The following is a 19,804-nucleotide window of genomic DNA, read 5'->3' on the forward strand; positions in this document are numbered from 1 at the left end:
CACCGCGCTCCGGCGCGGTGCGTGGCGGTCGGTGCCCGGCCGGTCAGGCCGGGGTCAGGCCAACGTCAGGAACATCTTCTCGAGTTCCGCCTCGCTCATCGGCGCGGCGCCCTCCTCGGCCTCGGCCAGGCACTGCCGCATGCCGCTGGCCAGGATCTTGAACCCGGCCCGGTCCAATGCGCGCGAGACGGCGGCGAGTTGAGTGACCACGTCCTTGCAGTCGCGTCCGGCCTCGATCATCGCGATCACACCGGTCAACTGGCCCTGGGCCCGGCGCAGCCGGTTCAGCACCGCGCCGACGGCCTCGTCGTCCACCTGCATCGAGCACCTCCTCGCCTTCTCTGAACTCGCCCGATCATACGGGAGACACCCCGCCGCCCCGTCCCGGCCGCCGCCCGGGCGCCGCGGGTGCACGAACCGCCGGACCGGCCCCGACCTGCCCGGTTACCGCCCGGCCGCCACCGCGACCCCCGCCTCCGCCTCGACGGCGACCGCCCCCGCCTCGACGGCGACCGCCCCCGCCTCGACGGCGACCGCCCCCGCCTCGACGGCGACCGCCCCCGCAGCCCCCGCCCCGGTGGTGCCCGGAACGCCGGTCGGCCGCTCGACGGAGAGGGAGACGGCGGCGGAGACGGAGACGGAGCGAACGCAGGCCGCGCAGCCGGTGGCGTCGGCCGGTGCCCCGTCCGGGTGGCGGCGCCGGTCGACCACCCGCTGGGCCGCCGCCGCGAGCTGCCGACGGCCCGGGAACAGCGCGGGTGGCAGCAGCGGCAGGAACTCGACCTCCGCAGTCAGGCCCCGCACCGACACCACCCGCCACAGCGAGGCCAGCAGCCCGTCCTCGCCGACGAACGCCGGCACGGTGCTCGGCCGCCCGTCCGCGCCCCGGTAGCGCAGCGTCAGCGGCTGCACCGGCACGTCCGCCCGCACCGCCGCCTCGAACAGCGCCGGGCGGAACCGTCCGCCGCCGCGCCCGCACCAGGTGCTGCCCTCCGGGAAGACCACCACGCGCTCGCCGCGGCGCAGCGCCGCGGCGATCTCCTCGACGGTGCCGGGCAGGGCCCGCAGCCGGTCCCGGTCGATGAAGATGGTGCCGCCCCAGGAGGCCAGCGGGCCGAGCACCGGCCAGCGGCCGACCTCGGTCTTGGCCAGCATCCGGCCCGGCCGGACGGCCGCCACCAGTAGGACGTCCAGCCACGAGACGTGGTTGGAGACCAGCAACGAACCGCCGGCCGGCCGCCCCGGCGCGGCGATCGTCCGTACCCGCACGCCCAGCGCGGCCAGCAGCAGCCGCGACCACCAGCGCACCAGCCGTTCCGCCGGCAGCCAGGCCAGCGCGCGCACCGGCGCGGCCGCCAGTACCCCCGGGACCAGCACCGCCAGGCACCCGGCCAGCCGCAGCACCCGGCGCACCACCCCCGCCCGGGGCCCGGCGACCGTCACGCAGTCGCCGGGCGTGCACGGCGCGGTCGGCAGCCAGGCGCTCACGCCGCCGTCGCCGTTCCGCGCGCGACGCCGTTCCCCGTCTCCTTCCCCGCCCCGCGCCCGGTTCCATCGTCGACAGGGGAGTCGGCGGCGGGGGCGTCGGAGGCGACGGCCCCCGCCGGGCCGCCGGTGATCGCGGACAGCGGCAGGTCCGCCGCCGCGGCCAGGAAGTGCCGCAGGTAGCGCGGGTCGGTGCGCTCCAGCGACAGCAGCACGTACAGGTCCGCCACGTCGAAGTCCGGGTCGTACGCGGGCTCGCCGCACACCCAGGCCCCCAGCCGCAGGTAGCCGCGCAGCAGCGCCGGGACCGGGGTGCGGTCGGCCCGGGCCACGCCCTGCGCCGACCACGGGCGCAGCGGGGTGACCCGGTACTGCTGCGGGGCCAGGTACTTGGCCGAGACGGTGTCCCACACCGCGGCGGCGGTCGCGCCCCCGTCGGCCAGCGGGATCGAGCAGCAGCCGGCCAGCCAGGCGTTGCCGGTGGCGGTCATGTAGCGGGCGATGCCGCCCCACATCAGGTTGATCACCGCGCCGTTGCCGCGGTGCGCCGCGGCGATGCAGGACCGCCCGACCTCGACCATGCCCTCGCGCAGCCCGCCGAGCCGGGCCAGGTCGAACTCGGTGTCGGAGTACAACCGGCCCGCCCGGCGGGCCTGTTCGGGCCGCAGCAGCCGGTACGTGCCGACCACCTCGCCGGTGGGCTGCTCGCGCACCAGCAGGTGGTCGCAGAACTCGTCGAACGGGTCGACGTCCAGGCCGGGCAGCGACGAGTCGAGCACCGCGCCCAGCTCGTCCGCGAACACCCGGTGGCGCAGCCGCTGCGCGGCCGCCACGTCCTCCGCGGTCCGGGCGAACACCAGCTGGTACGAAGGCGGTTGGGGCTCCGACGGACGGCCGGACGACAGCCGGGCGGAGGACTGGACGGGGACGTGGACCTGTCCGGTGCGGGCGGGGGCGGTGGTCATGGCGGGACTCTCCGGGATCTCGGGGCGCGATAGGGTGGCGACGGACGGCACGGGACGACACGCAACGACACGAGCGCTCGCACCCGGACCGCCGGTCGGGCGGTACCGGCCGCGGGCGGCTTCCGTATGTCTCCCCGACCCGCCCGGCACTGAGGTGGCCATCCGAGGGAGGCCAGATGTGCACCTGCTGAATGGCAGGTTCGACCCCTCCGGCACCACCGCGCCCCCGCACCCGCCCCGGCCTGCGGACGGCATCGGCCGGACGCCCTCCGGCCACCCGGCGGACGCCGACTCTTCCCGCCGGGGCCACGCCGCTCTGCCAGCGTTCCCGGCATGCCGAACACGGGCGCGAACGCCTACCCGAGCCGGTACCGGTGGCTCGGCCTCCTGGGCTCGCTCGTCCTCGCCGCCGGCGCACTCACCTCCGGCGCCCTACCCGCCGCCACCACCGGCCCGACCCTGCGGGCCTCCGGCGGCGCCGGCACCACCCTGGTCTTCGCGGGCCTGGCCGTCCTCACCGCCGCCTGGCTCCTGCTCAGCCGCGCCGCCGACCTCCCTTCCGCCGCCGACGTCCCTCCCGCCGGCACCCGTGCCGCTGCCGCCCGCCGCGCCGCCCGCCCGTCCGGGACCCGCTGGCTGACGGTCACCCTGGGCTGGTGGGCCGCCCCGCTGCTGCTCCTGCCGCCGTTGTTCAGCCGGGACGTCTACAGCTACCTCGCCCAGGGCGCCATGCTGGCGGGCGGGTTCGACGTCTACGCGGACGGGCCCGCCGTGCTCGGCGGCTCCGTCGCCCAGCAGGTGCCCCAGGTCTGGCAGCACACCCCCGCGCCGTACGGCCCCGGCTTCCTGCTGCTGGCGCGGGTCGCCGCCCCGCTCGCCGACCACCCGTACGCCGGGACCCTGCTGCTGCGGCTGTCCGCCGTCCTGGCCGTCGTCGCGCTGACCGCCCTGCTGCCGGCCCTGGCCCGGGCCCTCGGGACCGACCCGGCGGGCGCGCTGCGGCTGGGGGCGCTCAACCCGCTGGTCCTGCTGCACCTGGTCGCCGGGGCGCACAACGACGCCGTCCCGCTCGCCCTGATGCTCGCCGGACTGCTCGCCGCCGCCCGCCGCCGCCCGCTCCTCGCCGCCGTCCTGATCACCCTCGCGGCCCTGGTCAAGGCCCCCGCCGCGCTGGCCCTCCCGGCCGCCTGGTGGATCGCCGGCCGCCCGGACGGTACCCCCGGGCGGGGGCGCCGACCGCGCTGCGCCGTGACGGTCCTGGTGGCCGCCGCCGCGACCACGGCCGCCGTCACCGCCGCGGCCGGCACCGGCTACGGCTGGGTCGGCGCCCTCACCACCCCGGCCACCGCGAGCAGTTGGTCGCCGAGCACCGCGCTGGGCCGGCTGGCCGCCGACCTGCTGCGAGTCGCGCCGGAGGGGCCGGTCGGGGTGGCCCGGCTGCTCGGGGCGGCCGGGGCGGCGGTGGCGCTGGGCCTGCTGGCGGCCCGGGTCGTGCGGCGGGGGAGCGAACCGGCGGCGGCCCTGGCGCTCGCGTTCGGGGCCCTGGTCGCGCTCGGACCGGCCTTCCGACCCTGGTACGCCCTGTGGTGCATCGTCCCGGCCGCGTTCGCCGTGCGCACCGCCGGGGCCCGTCGGGCGGCCGAACTCACCTGCGCGGCACTGGCGTTCGCCGTCATGCCGGACGGCTTCGGGCCGGACCCGGCCGAGTTGGTGCCGGCCGCCGGAGGGCTGGGCGTCGGGGCGGTCGCCGTCCTGCTGACGGAGCGTCAGATCACCTTCCAGGAAAGGCAGCCGGCGTGCTGACCCGCGGCACCACCACCGCCAGGATCGCGGTCCTCGCCGTCGCGGTCCTGGCCACCGGCCTGGTCCTGGCGGTCATCCCGGGCCACCGCGGCTGGTTCGACGTCGGCGTGTACTACGGCGCGGTGCGCCACTGGGCCGCCACCGGGCAGCTCTACGACTACGTCCGGCCCGGCACCCCCTACGGCTTCACCTACCCGCCGTTCGCCGCCGTCTGCATGCTGCCGATGCGCCTGCTCGGCTGGCACCCGGCGATCGCCGTCGGTGTCGCGCTGTCCGCCGCCGCCACCGCCCTGCTGCTGTACTGGCTGGTCGACCCGGTCGCCCGCCGCCGGGGCTGGTGCCGCTGGTACGCGTTCGGCCTCGCGGCCTGCCTGTGCGCGCTCACCAACCCCGTCCGCGACACCTTCAGCTTCGGCCAGGTCAACCTGCTGCTGGTCGCCCTGGTCTTCGCCGACCGCCAATTGACGAGCCGTCAATTCTCGCGCAGCCGTTTGAGGTTGCTCGCCGGGGTCGGCACCGGACTGGCCGCCGCGATCAAACTGACCCCGGCGCTGTTCATCGTCCACCTGCTGCTCACCCGGCAGTGGCGGGCCGCCGCGACCGCCACCGCCACCGCGCTCGGCGCCACCGGCGCGGGCTTCCTGGTCGCCCCGGAGGTCTCCCGCCGGTTCTGGACCGCCACGCTCTGGGACACCGACCGGGTCGGCGGCTTCGCCACCATGTCCAACCAGTCCCTGCAGGGGCTGATCGCCCGTCTCGGCCCCCACCTGCCCGGCCGCGCCCTGTGGGCGGCCGCCGCGCTGGCCGTCCTCGCGCTCTGGGCCCACCGCCTGCACCGCGCCGCCGCGGCCCGCGACACCCTCGCCGCGTACAGCCTCACCGGCCTCGCCTGCTGCCTGGTCAGCCCGATCACCTGGGTGCACCACCTGGTCTGGATGCTGCCCGCCTTGGTCGTCCTCGCCGACCCCGCCCCCGACCCTGCCCCTGCCCCTGCCCCCGCCCCCGACGCCGGTACGGGTGCCGCCCCGCGCCGGCCGGGCCGCCGGCGGGCCCGGCTCGCCCTCTGCTGGCTGGTCCACCTCGTGCTCTCCAGCGGCATGGTCTGGCTCTGGCACCCCGACGGCCGTGACCTCGGCACCCTCCTCGGCGGCAGCGCGTACGCCCTGACCACCCTCGGCCTGCTGCTCGCCCTGCCGATCCGCCGCCATCCCGAGCAGCCGGACGGCCCCGCCGCCCCGGAGCCACCGGAGCGGACCGCCGCGCCCGCCCCCGCTCCCCGCGCGCGCCCGGCCCCCGTCGGGCGATAAGCGCTGGACCCGCCCGTCCCCCGTCGCCACAGTGGGCCGCATGACCGCACCCACCCCACCGGACCCGCCCTTCGTCCCCGGCCTCGACCTCGCCCGGGCCCTGTACGAGGAGGCGGTCCGCCCGATCCTGGCGCAGACCCGACCGGGCCTGTGCCACGCGGCGGCCCTGATCGGCGCCGGCTCCGAGGTGCTCGGCCTCGACACCGCCCGCTCCGCCGATCACGACTGGGGCCCGCGCCTGCAACTCTTCCTCGCCCCGGACGACGCCCGCCGCCACGGCCCCGACCTGCACCGGCTGTTCGCCGAGCGCCTCCCCGCGCAGGTCCGCGGCTGGTCCACCCACTACCGACGCACCGGCGACCCGCACGACCCGGTCAGCCACCTGGCACCCGCGGACGGGCCGGTCGACCACCGCGTCACCGTCCACGACCTGCCCGGCTGGCTCGCCGACCGCCTCGGCCCGCCCGCCGCGGCCTGGGCCGGCGCCGCGCCGTCCGCCGCCGGACCGTCCGCCACCGACTGGCTGGCCCTCCCGCAGCAGCGGCTCGCCGAGGTCACCGGCGGAGCCGTCCTGCACGACGGCCCCGGCACCCTGACCGCCGCCCGCGCGCGCCTGCGCTGGTACCCCGACCAGGTGTGGCGGCACCTGCTGGCCTGCCAGTGGCAGCGCCTCGCCCAGGAGGAGGCGTTCGTCGGCCGCTGCGCCGAGACCGGCGACGAGCTCGGCGCGGCCGTGACCACCGCCCGCCTGGTCCGCGACCTGATGCGGCTCACCTTCCTCATGAGCCGCCGCTACGCCCCGTACGGCAAGTGGCTCGGCAGCGCCTTCGCCCGCCTCGACGCCGCCCCCGCCCTCGCACCCGCCCTGCGGGCCGCCCTCGCCGCCCCCGACCCGGCCGCCCGCGAACACCACCTGTGCGACGCGTACGAGGCCGCGGCCCGTCTGCACAACGCGCTCGCCCTGACCGAGCCGCTCGACCCGTCCCGCCGCCGCTACCACGGCCGCCCCTACCTGGTCCTGCACGCCGACCGCTTCGCCCGGGCCCTCCAGCGGACCGTCACCGAACCGGAGTTGCGCCACCGCCCGCTCACCGGCTCGGTGGACCAGTGGGCCGACAGCACCGACCTGCTCGCCCACCCGGACGCCGTCCGCGCCACCGTCACCGCCCTCGGCCCGAGCGACTGACGCCCCGACCCCTCACGGTCCGCCCCCCCCCGCAGCTCGCCCCACCCGTCGCCCGCCCACCCCGCTCACCCGTCCGGCGCAGCGACGCGCCGTTGGCGGTGCGGTCGACGGGCCCCGGGCGGGGCTGATCGCTAGCGTCCGGCGGAGAGCAGGCCAGACCGAGTGGGCCGTCGAACGCTGAGGAGAGTGCGCGTGGCCGGAACAGCGCCGCCCGCGGAGGGCAGACCGACCGGTGGCGGTCCGGGCGGGGGCGATCTCGGGCCGGGCGGCGTCGCGCCGGTCGCGCCGTCGCCCGGCTCGGCGACGGTGGTGCGCGCCTCGGTGGTCGCCGCCGCGGCCGGTGTGGTGCTGGTGGTGGCGATCGTGCTGGGCAGCCGGGGCCTGCGGGACTTCGACTCGGCGCTGGTGCCGTACGCGGTGGCGTCGGTGTTCCTGACCTTCGGCGTCGTGTACCGCTACGTGGTGTGGGTGTCCGCGCCGGCCGCCCGCCGGCTGTTCGTGCAGGGCTGGAAGGCCGCGCTGTCCTGGGAGAACCTCAAGCGCTCGCCCGCCGCGCTGCCGCGGATGATCGCCACCTACCTGGGCTTCCAGAAGTTCCTCGGCGCCCGCTCGCACGCCCGCTGGGCCGCGCACCAACTGATCTTCTGGGGCTGCCTGCTGGCCGCGGCGATCACCTTCCCGCTGACCTGGGGCTGGTTCACCTTCACCTCCGCCAGCGCGGCCGGCCCGGGCTACGAGATGCGGCTGTGGGGCGTGAAGCTGTTCGGCTTCGACTCCGGCAGCTTCCTCGGCTGGGCGCTCTACCACGGCCTGGACCTGGCCGCCGTGATGGTGATCGGCGGCGCCGGCTACTTCCTGTGGCGGCGGATGCGCGACCGGGCCGCGACCACCGGCCAGCGCTTCGGCTACGACTTCCTACCGCTGCTCGCGCTGATCACCATCTCGGTCACCGGCCTGCTGCTGACCTTCTCGGAGATGTTCCTGCACGGCGGCGGCTACGAGTTCCTGGCGATCCTGCACATGGCCTCGGTCGTGCTGACCCTGGTCTACCTGCCGTTCGGCAAGTTCTTCCACATCGTGCAGCGCCCGGCCGCGGTCGGCATGCAGCTGTTCAAGTACACGGCGCGGCGCAGGGGTTCGGACGCCCAGGAGCTGCGGGCGTGCCGGCGCTGCGGGCAGCCGATCGACACCGTCGCGGCGGTGGACAACCTGCGCGCCACGATGCGCGACCTGCGCCTGGGCTTCGACGAGTGGGCCGAGTACTGCCCCCGTTGCAAGCGGGTGCTGCGCGGCAACGCCTACCTGTCGAACGTCAAGCGGGGGTTCAAGTGAGCACCGAGCACGTCCCGTTGGACCCGAGCGTCGCCCCGCTGGGGACGCGCGCCTTCCGCGACGCGGGCGGCCTGCCCGCCGCCGCCTGGCGGGCCGACCAGACCGAGCAGACCCTCGTCCCCACGCACTGCTGCTTCTGCGGCATCCAGTGCGGCATGTACCTGCGGGTGGACGGGCGCGGCAAGGTGTTCGGGGTGGAGCCGCGCAACCACGACATCAACCGGATGCGCCTGTGCCCCAAGGGGATCAACGCCTACCAGCAGGTCAACCACCCGGACCGGCTGACCGCGCCGCTGGTGCGCCGCAGCCGCGACGAGGAGTTCCGGGAGGCGAGCTGGGAGGAGGCGCTGGACTTCACCGTCGCCGAGATCCGCCGGATTCAGGCCGCGCACGGCCGGGACGCGTTCGGGATGCTCGGCGGGGCCAGCCTGTTCTCCGAGAAGACCTACCTGGTGGGCAAGTTCGCCCGGGTCGCGCTGAAGACCCGGCACGTGGACTACAACGGCCGGCTGTGCATGGTGAGCGCGGCGGGCGCCAACAAGCTGGCCTTCGGCATCGACCGGGCGGGCAACCCGTTCTCCGACATGCTGCAGACCGACTGCCTGCTGATCGCCGGGGCGAACGTCGGCGAGTGCTTCCCGGTGCTGACCCAGTACGTGTGGGGGGCCCGCGACCGGGGCGCCACCCTGATCGTGGTCGACCCCCGGGAGACCGCCGTCGCCCGCACCGCGGACGTCCACGTCGCGCTCAAGTCCGGTACGGACGCGGCGTTCTTCAACGCCGTGCTGCACGTGATCGTCGCGGAGGGCCTGACCGACGAGGCGTTCCTGGCCGAGCACGCCACCGGCTGGGAGGAGGTCAGGGCCACCGTCGCGGCGTACCCGCCCGACCGGGCGGCCGAGATCTGCGGCGTTCCCGCGGAACAGATCGTCCAGGTGGCGCGGATGTTCGGGCGGGCGGAGCGGGCGATGGCCTGCCACGCGCGCGGCATCGAGCACCACACCCAGGGCGTGGAGAACTGCCTGACCGTCATCAACCTGTGCACCGCCACCGGCAACCTGGGCCGCCCGGGCGCCGGTTACGGCACCCTCACCGGCCAGGGCAACGGCCAGGGCGGCCGCGAGCACGGCCAGAAGTCCGACCTGCTGCCCGGCGGCCGCTCCATCAACGACCCGGTGCACCGCCGGCAGATCGCCGCGATCTGGGGCATCGAGGAGTCCGAACTCCCGCAGGCCGGCACCTCGATGATGGAGATGGTCTGGCAGATGCAGCGCGGCGAGATCCGCGGCCTGATCGGCGTCTGCAACAACCCCTTCGTCTCGCTGCCCAACTACGCGGTGGTGAAGGACGGTTTCGACCAGCTGGAGTTCCACGCCCAGTTCGACTTCTTCCTCTCCGAGACCGCCGCCAACGCGCACGTGGTCTTCCCGGTCACCACCTGGGCCGAGGACGAGGGCGTGATGGCCAACGCCGAGGCCCGGGTGGTCAAGCACAACAAGGCCCAGGAGCCGCCCGCGGGCGTGCGCACCGACACCTGGGTGCTGTGCGAGATCGCCCGCCGGCTCGGCGAGGGAAGCAAGTTCGCCTTCGAGGGCTCCCGGGACGTCTTCGACGAACTGCGCCGCGCCTCGGCCGGCACGGTGATCGACTACTACGGCATCACGTACGAGCGCCTGGAGGCCACCGGCGGCCTCGCCTGGCCCTGCCCGAGCCTCGAACACCCGGGCACGCCACGGCTGTTCGAGGACGGCCGGACCTACCACCCGGACGGCAAGGTGCACCTCCAGGCGGTGGAGTGGCACCCGCCGGCCGACCCGTTCAGCGACGAGTTCCCGATGCGGCTGACCACCGGGCGCACCGTGGCGCACTTCCTGTCCGGCAACCAGACCCGGCGCCTGGGCGGCCTGGTCGAGCAGACGCCCCGGCCGTGGGTGGAGATCCACCCCTCGCACGGGTTCCGCAACGGGGAGCCGGTGCGGGTGGTGACCCGGCGCGGCAGCGAGGTGCTGCCCGCGCTAGTGACCGAGGCGATCCGCCCCGACCACGTCTTCGTGCCCTACCACTGGCCCTACCCGACGGCGGCGAACGTGCTGACCGTCGACGCGCTGGACCCGCGCTCGAAGATCCCCGAGTACAAGGTGTGCGCGGTGCGGATCGAGCGGGCCGAGCGGATCGACCCGGTGCCCGCGCCGCCGGTGCCGCCGGGCCGCGAACCGTACCCCGAGACCCAGGTCTCCCGCACCGACCCGCTGCCGCCGACCGCGCCGCAGGGCCGCGGCACCGCCGAGAGGGGCTGACCGAGATGCTCGGACGCACCATCTTCATCGACCCGGGCCGCTGCATCGGCTGCCAGGCGTGCGTGTCGGCCTGCCGCGAGTGCGACTCGCACCGCGGCAAGTCGATGATCCACCTGGACTACCCGGACGAGGGCCGCACCGTCGCCGCGCTGCCGACGGTGTGCATGCACTGCGAGGACCCGGTCGCGCCGTGCGCCGAGGTCTGCCCGGCCGAGGCGATCCTGATCACCGCCGACGGCGTGGTGCAGGAGGCCGACCCGACCCGCTGCATCGGCTGCGCGAACTGCGTCAACGCCTGCCCGTTCGGCGTGCCCAAGATCGACCTGGAGGCGAAGCTCCAGATGAAGTGCAACCTCTGCTACGACCGCACCTCCTACGGCCTGGCGCCGATGTGCGCCACGGTCTGCCCCACCGGCGCCCTGTTCTACGGCACCGTCGAGGAGTTGCAGGCCGAGCGGCCCGGTGTGGACGTCTCCACGATGTTCGCGTTCGGCGACACCGTGGTCTCCACCGGCGTGGCCATGGTGGTGCCGGGGGAGCGGCGGGCCCCCGTCCCCGGCGGCATGCTCAACCTGATCGAGGTCAACGGGCGCCCCGCGCCCGGGAACGGAGCGAGGGCGTGACCGGCCCCGGCGACTCCCCCGAGCCGTACGGCTCCGGCGGCTCCACGGACCCCTACGGCGCCGGGGACCCCGACGGCCTCCGGGCCGAACGGGCCGCGCTCAAGGACCGGATCAGCGCCGACTCGCTGACCACCCGGCGCGACTACCTGCGGATCGTCACCACAGTCTCCGGCGGCCTGGTGGTCGGCTCCGCCGTCGTCTCGGCCGGCGTGCTGCACCGCCACGGGGACGGCACCGCCGCCCCGTTGAAGGTCGCCGACCGGCTGGAGCGCGGCGAGGCGGTGAGCTTCGACTACCCCGGCGAGGACGACCGGGCGATGGCGATCCGGCTGCCCGACGGCACCCTGGTCGGCTACTCCACGGTCTGCACCCACCTGGCCTGCGGCGTGCTCTGGCGGCGCGACCACGGCAGTGACGGCGACCTCTACTGCCCGTGCCACGAAGGGCAGTTCGACTCCCGCACCGGCGAGGTCACCGGCGGCCCGCCGCCCCGCCCGCTGCCCAAGGTGGTGGTGGTCGAGGACGCCCAGGGCGCGGTGTGGGCGATCGGCACCGCCCGCTCCGGCGAGGACGAGGAGGCCGGCCTGTGCCGCGGCCTGACCGAGCGCAACCCGGCCCTCGCCGAGGCGGCCGGCTGCGCGAACCGCAAGAGCGGCCGATGACCGGCGCCCGGAGCGACCTGACGGAGCGTCAACCAACGTGTGGAGGTGCGGGATGAGCGTCCCCGAAGGCCACTACCCGGAGGGCTACCACCCCGGCAGCGACGAGCCGCGGCTCAACCGGCCCGTCCGCGAACGGTACCCGCAGATCCGGTCCACCTCCGGCTACGCCGACCCCCGGGTCTCCGCGACCGGCCCCGGCCCCGGCGCGGGCACCGACCAGCAGCCCGAGCGCTCGGCGATCCTGTCCGCCCGGATGGCGCTGGCCGTCACCATCGTGGTCGGCCAGCTGTGGGCGCTGAGCACCGCCACCAACGCCTGGATGCGCGGCGAGACGGCCACCGCCTGGTGGTGCACCGGGTTCAGCGCCGCGTCCTTCCTGGTCGTCCTGCTCGCCTGGCGGATCGCGCCCAACGACCGCTGACCGCAACGGCGTTGCGGACGGTCACGATTCACCACCGCCCGCGCCGCCCGCGTTCCCGAACCGCCCGCCGCCCCGTACGCTGTCCCCCTGGCCGCGCGGGCGGCCGACGGGACACACCGCGGGGTGGCCGGCCGACGAGCCGGTACCCGCCGGGTCGCGCGCCGTGCGGGCGCGGGAAGGGCACAGCGCATGACGGAGCACCCCACCACCGAAACGGTCCAGCCCAGGCCGTTCCCCGACCGGCAGGCCGTGCTCCGCGCGGCCGTCCTGGTCCCCGTCACGGTCTCCCACATGCACGAGGCCCACCCGCACGGCCCGCTCACCCTCGCCGCCACCACGCCCGTCGGCGCGCACACCGGCGGCCTGGACTGGGACGGGCGGCGGCTGGTCCACCGCCCCGAACCCGCCCGGGTGGTCGGCGCCCGGACCGAGGTCCTCACCGTCGGCGACCACCACCTCGGGCACGCCACCGTGGGCCCCGGCGGCGAGCTGCACTGGCCGCAGTGGGCCCGCCTCGGCGACACCCCCGTCCACTGGCACGGACGGCCCGACCTGCTCGCCGAGGGCGGCGCCCACCCCTGCCGGCTCCACCTCACCGGCGAACAGCGCGCCCTGCTCGTCCAGGCCGAGGGCGAGCACGGCCTCGACTTCAACGAGGCACTGCTGCGCGTCACCCGCCCGCTCGCCGAAGCACTCGACCTGCTCCCGCCCGACCTGCGCCGCACCGAGGCGGTCGACCGCCTGGTCGCCCTGCTGGCCGACCGCGGCGCCCGCTACCTCGTCCCCGCCGACCCGTACCACCTGCCCGGCTGGGAGGCGCACCTCCACCACGCCTACCTGGCCCTCGACGCGCAGGCCCGTGCCCACCGCGACGAACGGCCCACGCCCGCCACCGCCGCCCACCGCCCGGTCCGCTACGACGCCCTGGTGCGGCCCGGCGAGGACGGCCGGCCGGAGATCGTGCTGACGCCCGTGCTGCGCAAGAGCGGCCAGTGGCTGCCCGCGATGGACCCGGCCGCGCTCGACCTGCCCCACCACGGCAGCGGGACGGACCGCGGGCTCGCGGCGGCCGGGTAGCCGGACGGGACCGACCGGCAAGGGGCCGGGGAACGGGCCGGGCGGCTCAGGGCAGCGGCTGCGGGCGCTGGGCGAGCACCGAACCGACCAGCAGGCCGACGGCGATCGCCACCACCGTGGTGACCATCGACAGCAGGTCGTGGAAGCCCCGCACGGGATGGCCGCCGGCCAGGCTGGTCAGGCCGCGCATGCCCAGCGAGCCGACCGTCAGGGTGAAGAACCCGGGCAGCGCCAGCAGCAGCCGCGGCGGCCGGTCCGGCCGGTGCGCCACCGCCGTGGCCAGCGCCCCCAGCGCCACGGCGGCCACGAACGTCCCGCCGACCTCGCCGACCAGCTTCGTCGCCCCCGACTGCACCGCCACCGTCAGGTACACCGTGCCCAGCAGGACCGGCAGCAGCCGCCACGGCGCCGCGAACGCCAGCACCGTGCCGACGGTGAACACCACCCAGGACAGGAACACCGCCCAGCGCGGCAGGTCGGCGCGCGCCGCCAGGTCGAACAGCGCCGAGGTGTCCCCGCCGGTCGCGTACACGCCGAGCATCACGCCCAGGTACAGCTGCAGCAGCAGGAACACCGCGTACACCAGGCGCACCGCGCCCGTGGTGAGGAACCCGGCGGCCAGCTCGGCGGCGGCGGCCGACAGCAGGTCGCCGGGGACGAAGTAGAACAGCGCCGGGAGCATCAGCAGCACCGCCCCGCCGTGCGCCGGGGTGCGGGCGAACACCTCCAGCACCAGCACCGACACGACCGCCGCCGCGACCAGCGGCAGCACCCGCGACAGCCGCGGCCACCGCCCCGCCGCCACCGCCAGCACCGCCGTGACCAGACCCAGCAGCGCACTGCTGCCGATCTCGTACCAGGTCGGCTGCATCAGCGGCGCGAAACCCACCGTGAACAGCACGATCCCCAGGCCCTTGAGCCACCACGGGTACGGGGCGGGCGCGCCGTCGATCGCCGCCAGCCCCCGCTCGGCCTCCGCGAGGGGGATGCGGCCCAGGGCGGCCCGGTGCGCCCACGGCTTGAGCGCGGCGACCCGGTCGAGCCGGGCGACGTCCGGGAAGGCCCGCACCGCGACCGTCGAACTGCGGCCGTCCAGCGACACGGTCAGCGTCGCGCCGTCCGGCACCAGCACCATCGCGCTCCGGGCGCCGAAACCCGCCGCGACCCGCGCCACCGTCCGCTCGACCTCCGAGGCGCCCTCGCCGCTCGCCGCCAGCAGCATCCGGGTCAGCCGCTCCAGCAGCGCCGTCAAGCGCTCCAGCGCCGCCCCGCCGCCGTCCGGCTCCGTGCGCACCGCCTGCCCGCCGTCCATCCGCGCCTCCCGCGCCTCCCGCGCCTCCCGCGGCGCCGGACCCGGCACCCGCTCACATCCTCGCCCGGTCCGCGACGGGCTGCGCGGCGGTCGGCCGCCGACGTGCGGTGCCCGAAATGTGGTGATACCACTCGTAGGACCTGTGGAAGGGAGCCAGTCGATGGACGACTACCCGGCGCTCAACCTGTTCTGGACCATGCTGTGGCTGTTCCTGTGGATTCTGTGGTTCTTCCTGATGTTCAAGGTGCTGACCGACATCTTCCGCAGCCACGACATGGGCGGCTGGGCCAAGGCCGCCTGGACGATCTTCGTGATCGTGCTGCCCTACCTCGGCGTCCTGGTCTACCTGATCGTCCGCGGCCAGGGGATGGGCCACCGCGACCGGGCGGTCGCCGCGCAGGCCGAGGGGCAGTTCCAGGACTACATCAGGAAGGCCGCCGGGACGGAAGGCCAGGACACCGGACCGCGGCACGTCGACGAACTCGCCCGGCTCGCCGACCTGAAGGACAGCGGCGCCATCTCCGAGGAGGAGTTCCGGGCCGCGAAGCAGAAACTGCTCGCCTGAACACCGATGGCCGACGGGACCGGACCCGGTGGCCGACGGGGCCGGGTGGGGCTCCCGCCCGCCGCCCCGCCGGCCGGGGCCGCCGGGCCGAGGACGCCCGACCGGCCCGGAGAACGGCCCGGAGAACGGCCCGGAGAACGGCCCGGAGAACGGCCCGGAGCGGGCCGGACGAACCCGCCGAGCGGCGGACGGGAGGAGGACCACGGCGTGCCGGAACCGCAGCTGACGCCCGAGGTGTTCGACCGCGCCGTCGTCGCGATCGCCCTGACCGCCGGCCCCGAGCACCGGATGGTCTACTACAACGACGCCTTCCGCGAGCTGTTCGGCGACCGCCCGCTCGGCGCGCCCGCCCGCGAAGCCTTCACCGAACCCGGCAGCGAGCGCTTCCTCGCCACCCTGGACGCCGTCCTCGCCGACGGCACCGCCCGGCAGGTCACCGCCCACCGCACCCTCGGCTGCCCCGGCGCCGGACCCGCCCACCGCCACTTCGTCTACTCCTGCTCGCCCGCCGCCACCCGCTACGGCCCCGGCATCCTCGCCGCCGCCATCGACACCACCGCCGAACTGCACTCCGCCCTCGAGGCCGAACGCCAGTCCACCGAACGCCTGGAAGCCCTGCGGCGCTACGAGGCGCTGATGGCCGCCGCCGCCCAGATGGTCTGGGTCGCCCGCGCCGACGGCACCGCCAGCGAACTCATGCCCGGCTGGGAGGAGATCACCGGCCAGCCCTTCCCGGAAGCCGCCGCCGACGACGGCTGGCTCGACGTCGTCCACCCCCAGGACCGCGCCGACACCGCCGCCCGCTGGGCCGCCGCCGCCCGCGACCTGCCCCACGTCTTCGACCACACCTTCCGGGTCCGCAGCGCCGCCGGCGGCTACCGGCACGTCCGCTCCCGCGCCGTCCCCGTCCCGCACGAGAACAGCGGCACCGAATGGATCGGCACCACCCGCGACATCGAGGACCACTGGCGCGGACGCCTGCGCGAACGGCTGCTCGCCCGGGCCGGCGCCGTCACCGAGGCCGAACGCGCCGAGGACGCCTTCGCCGCCCTCGCCGCCACCCTCGTCCCCGACCTCACCGACGTGTGCGCCGTCTACCTGCTGCCCGCACCCGACGCCGCCGGCGAGGAGATCGTCGCCACCCGGATCGCCTCCGTCGCCCGCCCCGGACTGCCCCCGCTGCCCCCGCTCAACCAGCAGACCTTCACCCTCGGCGCCCGGGCCCGCCAAGCCGTCACCGACCGCACCCCCGCCCTGCTCGACCTCACCGACGGCGCGGTCCCCGGCGGAGCCGTCCCCGAGATATCGGCCCGCTGGCTGTCCGCCGCCCGCGCCACCAGCCTCACCCTGCTGCCCATCGTCGTCGACGGCGCCGTCGTCGCCCTCGCCGCCACCGCCGGCTGCGAGGGCGCGCCCCCGCCCGGACCCGCCGACATCGACCTCCAGCACGAAGTCCTGCAACGCGCCCAGGCCCCGCTGCGCCAGGCCCTCGCCCTGCAACGCGCCCGGCACGCCGCCGTCGTCCTGCAACGCGCCCTGCTCACCACCCTGCCCCGGCTCGGCGGCGCCGCCGTCGCCGCCCGCTACCAGCCCGGCAGCCGCAACGCCGAGGTCGGCGGCGACTGGTACGACGCCTTCGCGCTGCCCGACGGCTCGCTCGCCGTCACCATCGGCGACGTGGCCGGCCACGACCTCGCCGCCGCCACCACCATGGGCCAGTTGCGCGCCATGCTGCGCTCCATCGCCTACACCCGCGGCCACGCCCACACCCCCGCCGACACCCTGCGCGAACTCGACACCGCCGCCGAGGGTTGGGCGTCGGCAGCTTCGCCACCGCGGTGCACGCCCGGCTGGTGCGGCACGGCGCCGACGGCGGCTGGGAGATGGAGTGGGCCAACGCCGGACACCCGCCGCCCGTCCTCGTCCCGGTCGACGGACCGCCCCGGCTGCTGGCCGCCGAGGACGCCGACGTCCCGCTGTGCGTGGACCCGCGCCGGCCCCGGGTCACCCACCGGCACCCCGTCGGGCCCGGCGAGACACTGCTCCTCTACACCGACGGCCTGGTCGAAGTCCCCGGCGAGCACCTGAACGACGGCCTCGCCCGGCTCTGCCGCACCGCCGCCGCGGCCCGCCACCGCCCGCTGGCCGACTTCTGCGACCACCTGGTCGCCCAGGTCGCCGACGTCCGCGACGACATCGCCGTGATCGCCTTCCGGCCCGACCCGCAGGGGCGCGCGGTGGACGGCGCGAGCAGAGGCCCGGGCCGGGAGGGCGGCCGGTGAGCGACGGCGAGCAGGAGGAGCCGCGGGGAACGGCGAGCGGGAGGAGCCGCCGGGGAACGGCGAGCGGGACGGGATGCGGAGGAACGGCGTGGACGGCCACCGGGACGACCGGCACAGCGACGGAGAGGGCGGCGACGTGAGCGGACCGGCGGACGGCGCGGACGGCGCGAGCGGGGGCGCGGTGCCCCGGCCGGCGGGCAGCGGCCAGGGCGACCACGTCGACGCGGCCCTGCTCGACGCGCTGTTCGCGCAGGCCCCGATCGGCCTCTACCTGCTCGACGACGACCTGCGGGTGATCCGCTACAACAGCGCCGCCCGCGGCGTGCGCGACATGGCGAGCACCGACATCGTCGGACACCGCCCCGCCGAGTTCGCCCCCGGCTTCGACCGCGTCGAACTGGAGGTGCTCGCCCGGCAGGCCCTCCAGGACGGCGGCTACGTCCGCGAACACCTGGTGCGCGGCCGGATGCCCGCCGACCCCGGACACGAGATGGTCGGCGCCGTCTCCCTGTTCCGGGTCGTCTCCGACACCGGCCGCCGCTACCTGGTCGCCGCCGTCGAGGACGTCACCGAACGGCAGTGCGCCCTCGACCGGCTCGACATCCTGCACAGCGCGCACCGCCGCCTCGGCGTCTCCCTCGACGCCATCGGCTCCGCCCAGGAACTCGCCGAGGTCGCCGTCCCCCGCTTCGCCGACTCCGCCACCGTCGACCTGCTCGACGAACCACTGCGCGGACTGCCGCTGCGCCCCGGCCCGATCGACCCCGGCGCGCCCCTGCGCCGGGCCGCCTACCGCTCGGTGCGCGGCACCGGTCCCGCCGGACCCTCCGCGGGCCCCGTCCCGCACGGCGCGCTGTCCACGTACGGGGCGCCGACCCCGTACAGCCGGACCCTGGAGGACGGGCGGGCCCGGCTGATCCGCGGGTTGGGCGGGGAGGAGGAGTGGCTGGCCGCCGACCCCGAGCGGGGGCGGCGGCTGACCGGGCTCGGCGTGCACTCGATGATCGTCGCGCCGCTGGTGGTGCACGACGCCGTCCTGGGCGTGCTGGCGCTGTACCGGCACCGGCGGCCCGAACCCTTCGACCAGGACGACCTGGAACTGGCCGTCGAACTGGCCTCGCGCGGCGCGGTCGCCATCGACAAGGCCCGCAGCTACGCCCGGGAACGGTCGATCGCCACCACGCTGCAGCGCCAACTGCTGCCCCGGGAACCGGTGGAGCTCAGCGCCGTGCGCAGCGCCCACGTCTACCTGCCGGGCGTGGTCGGCCCGGGCGGGGACTGGTACGACGTGGTGCCGCTGTCCGCCGCCCGGGTCGGCCTGGCGATCGGCTCGGTCACCGGCACCGGCATCGAGGCCGCCGCCCTGATGGGCCAGGTCCGCACCGCGCTGCGCACGCTGGCCGTCCAGGACCTGCCGCCCGACGAACTGCTGGTGCGGCTGGACGACGCGGCCCGGGTGCTGACCGACGAGCAGCGCGGCAGCCTGCCGGCCGGCGCGAGCACCCTGCCGGACGGCCTGGCCTCCTGCCTGTACCTGGTCTACGACCCGATCGCCCGGACCTGCACGGCCGCCTCCGCCGGGCACCCCGGGCCGGTGGTGGTCGGCCCCGACGGCGTGCCGGTGCCGTTCCCGGTCGAACCCGGGCTGCCGCTGGGCTGCGGCGACGGCTGCTACGAGATGCGCGCCGCGGAACTGCCGGTCGGCAGCGTCCTGGCGCTGTACACCAACGGGCTGATGTCCGGCCCGCCGCGGCGCACGCCGCCCCGGGCGGACGGCGCCGCGGAGCGCGGGCCGGGGCGGAGCGCCGAGCGCGGCGGCCTGGACGAGACGCTGCCGGTCGGGCCGGGGGAGGGCCGGCGGGCGGTGCTGCAACGGGTGCTGGCCCGGGCCGGGGAGGAGGAACTGACGCAGCTGTGCGACCAGGCGGTGTACGCGCTGCTGCCCGAGCGCCAGCGCGAGGACGCCGTGCTACTGCTGGTGCGCACCCTGGAGCTGCCCGAGGACAAGGTCGCGGTGTGGACCCTGCCGGAGGACCCGGCGGTGGTGCGCACCGCCCGGCGGCTGGCCGAACACCAGCTCGCCGCCTGGGGGTTGGAGGAGCTGGAGTTCGCCACCGGCCTGATCGTCAGCGAACTGGTGACCAACGCGATCCGGTACGGGAAGTCGCCGATCCGGCTGCGGCTGATCAACGACCGGGGCCTGATCTGCGAGGTGTCGGACAGCTCGGACAGCACCCCGCACCTGCGGCGCGCCAAGTCCACCGACGAGGGCGGCCGGGGGCTGTTCATCATCGGGCAGTTGGCGCAGCGCTGGGGGACCAGGTTCGCCCGGCACGGCAAGACCATCTGGGCGCAGCAGGAGGTGCCCGAGATGCCGGAGGTGCCGGGGGCGCCCGCGGCCGCGGCGGCACCGGCGGTTCCGGGGCCGGCGGAGGGCGGCGGGGAGTAGCGGGCTGCGGGCGGCCACCGGGGTGTCGCGGTGGCCGC

The 19,804-nt window shown here is 76.1% G+C and carries 15 protein-coding genes and 2 pseudogenes; 13 read left to right on the top strand and 4 right to left on the bottom strand.

Going from position 1 to position 19,804, the window contains the following annotated elements; all coding sequences use genetic code 11:
* Positions 1 to 54: 54 nt before the first annotated feature.
* The 3 genes and pseudogenes from QMQ26_RS32505 to QMQ26_RS32515 all read right to left on the bottom strand — a co-directional run.
* Positions 55 to 321 (bottom strand): metal-sensitive transcriptional regulator, encoded by a 267-nt coding sequence (locus tag QMQ26_RS32505; protein WP_100839192.1) that lies wholly within the window; start codon positions 319 to 321, stop codon positions 55 to 57.
* A 123-nt stretch (positions 322 to 444) separates the two neighbouring features.
* Positions 445 to 1,488 (bottom strand): lysophospholipid acyltransferase family protein, encoded by a 1,044-nt coding sequence (locus tag QMQ26_RS32510; RefSeq protein ID WP_282203757.1) that lies wholly within the window; start codon positions 1,486 to 1,488, stop codon positions 445 to 447.
* Between the two features lie 152 nt (positions 1,489 to 1,640).
* Positions 1,641 to 2,450: pseudogene (locus QMQ26_RS32515) on the bottom strand (GNAT family N-acetyltransferase); the annotation flags it as partial.
* A 333-nt stretch (positions 2,451 to 2,783) separates the two neighbouring features.
* Here QMQ26_RS32515 and mptB point away from each other — a divergent pair.
* The 9 genes from mptB to QMQ26_RS32560 all read left to right on the top strand — a co-directional run bounded on the left by mptB (position 2,784) and on the right by QMQ26_RS32560 (position 13,158).
* A complete protein-coding gene (gene mptB, locus QMQ26_RS32520; protein ID WP_282203759.1) occupies positions 2,784 to 4,253 on the top strand; it encodes a polyprenol phosphomannose-dependent alpha 1,6 mannosyltransferase MptB in 1,470 nt (489 codons plus the stop codon).
* The gene (locus QMQ26_RS32525; protein ID WP_282203760.1) at positions 4,247 to 5,560 is read left to right on the top strand and encodes a glycosyltransferase 87 family protein; all 1,314 of its coding nucleotides are present in this window, start codon (positions 4,247 to 4,249) and stop codon (positions 5,558 to 5,560) included. Before mptB ends, QMQ26_RS32525 begins: the two co-directional genes overlap by 7 nt.
* A 40-nt stretch (positions 5,561 to 5,600) precedes the next feature.
* Positions 5,601 to 6,746 carry a DUF4037 domain-containing protein gene (locus tag QMQ26_RS32530; RefSeq protein ID WP_282203761.1) on the top strand — a complete coding sequence of 382 codons (1,146 nt, stop codon included), beginning with the start codon at positions 5,601 to 5,603 and terminating at the stop codon, positions 6,744 to 6,746.
* Positions 6,747 to 6,938: 192 nt separating this feature from the next.
* Positions 6,939 to 8,078, top strand: coding sequence for an MFS transporter (locus tag QMQ26_RS32535; protein ID WP_404814006.1), 1,140 nt, complete (start codon positions 6,939 to 6,941; stop codon positions 8,076 to 8,078).
* On the top strand, positions 8,075 to 10,375 hold the full coding sequence (locus QMQ26_RS32540; protein ID WP_282203762.1) for a molybdopterin oxidoreductase family protein: 2,301 nt from the start codon (positions 8,075 to 8,077) through the stop codon (positions 10,373 to 10,375). The genes QMQ26_RS32535 and QMQ26_RS32540 overlap by 4 nt, the downstream gene beginning before the upstream one ends.
* 5 nt (positions 10,376 to 10,380) lie before the next feature.
* Positions 10,381 to 10,998 (top strand): 4Fe-4S dicluster domain-containing protein, encoded by a 618-nt coding sequence (locus QMQ26_RS32545; RefSeq protein ID WP_100839184.1) that lies wholly within the window; start codon positions 10,381 to 10,383, stop codon positions 10,996 to 10,998.
* A complete protein-coding gene (locus QMQ26_RS32550) occupies positions 10,995 to 11,660 on the top strand; it encodes a QcrA and Rieske domain-containing protein (protein ID WP_100839183.1) in 666 nt (221 codons plus the stop codon). The genes QMQ26_RS32545 and QMQ26_RS32550 overlap by 4 nt, the downstream gene beginning before the upstream one ends.
* Before the next feature lie 52 nt (positions 11,661 to 11,712).
* Positions 11,713 to 12,081, top strand: coding sequence for a hypothetical protein (locus tag QMQ26_RS32555; RefSeq protein ID WP_100839182.1), 369 nt, complete (start codon positions 11,713 to 11,715; stop codon positions 12,079 to 12,081).
* Between the two features lie 189 nt (positions 12,082 to 12,270).
* On the top strand, positions 12,271 to 13,158 hold the full coding sequence (locus QMQ26_RS32560) for a hypothetical protein (RefSeq protein ID WP_282203763.1): 888 nt from the start codon (positions 12,271 to 12,273) through the stop codon (positions 13,156 to 13,158).
* A 46-nt stretch (positions 13,159 to 13,204) separates the two neighbouring features.
* Here the strand turns inward: QMQ26_RS32560 and QMQ26_RS32565 are convergent, their stop codons facing one another.
* Positions 13,205 to 14,470 (bottom strand): threonine/serine exporter family protein, encoded by a 1,266-nt coding sequence (locus QMQ26_RS32565; RefSeq protein ID WP_282203764.1) that lies wholly within the window; start codon positions 14,468 to 14,470, stop codon positions 13,205 to 13,207.
* A 160-nt stretch (positions 14,471 to 14,630) separates the two neighbouring features.
* Between QMQ26_RS32565 and QMQ26_RS32570 the strand changes: the two genes are divergently transcribed.
* The 4 genes and pseudogenes from QMQ26_RS32570 to QMQ26_RS32585 all read left to right on the top strand — a co-directional run bounded on the left by QMQ26_RS32570 (position 14,631) and on the right by QMQ26_RS32585 (position 19,766).
* The gene (locus tag QMQ26_RS32570; protein ID WP_100839180.1) at positions 14,631 to 15,035 is read left to right on the top strand and encodes an SHOCT domain-containing protein; all 405 of its coding nucleotides are present in this window, start codon (positions 14,631 to 14,633) and stop codon (positions 15,033 to 15,035) included.
* A gap of 288 nt (positions 15,036 to 15,323) precedes the next feature.
* A pseudogene (locus QMQ26_RS32575) lies at positions 15,324 to 16,781 on the top strand (SpoIIE family protein phosphatase); the annotation flags it as partial.
* Positions 16,782 to 16,888: 107 nt separating this feature from the next.
* Positions 16,889 to 17,317, top strand: coding sequence for a PP2C family protein-serine/threonine phosphatase (locus tag QMQ26_RS32580; RefSeq protein WP_404814008.1), 429 nt, complete (start codon positions 16,889 to 16,891; stop codon positions 17,315 to 17,317).
* A gap of 88 nt (positions 17,318 to 17,405) precedes the next feature.
* On the top strand, positions 17,406 to 19,766 hold the full coding sequence (locus tag QMQ26_RS32585; protein WP_282203766.1) for an ATP-binding SpoIIE family protein phosphatase: 2,361 nt from the start codon (positions 17,406 to 17,408) through the stop codon (positions 19,764 to 19,766).
* The last annotated feature ends 38 nt before the right edge of the window (positions 19,767 to 19,804 follow it).

The organism is Kitasatospora fiedleri (assembly GCF_948472415.1).
GTDB lineage: Bacteria > Actinomycetota > Actinomycetes > Streptomycetales > Streptomycetaceae > Kitasatospora > Kitasatospora fiedleri.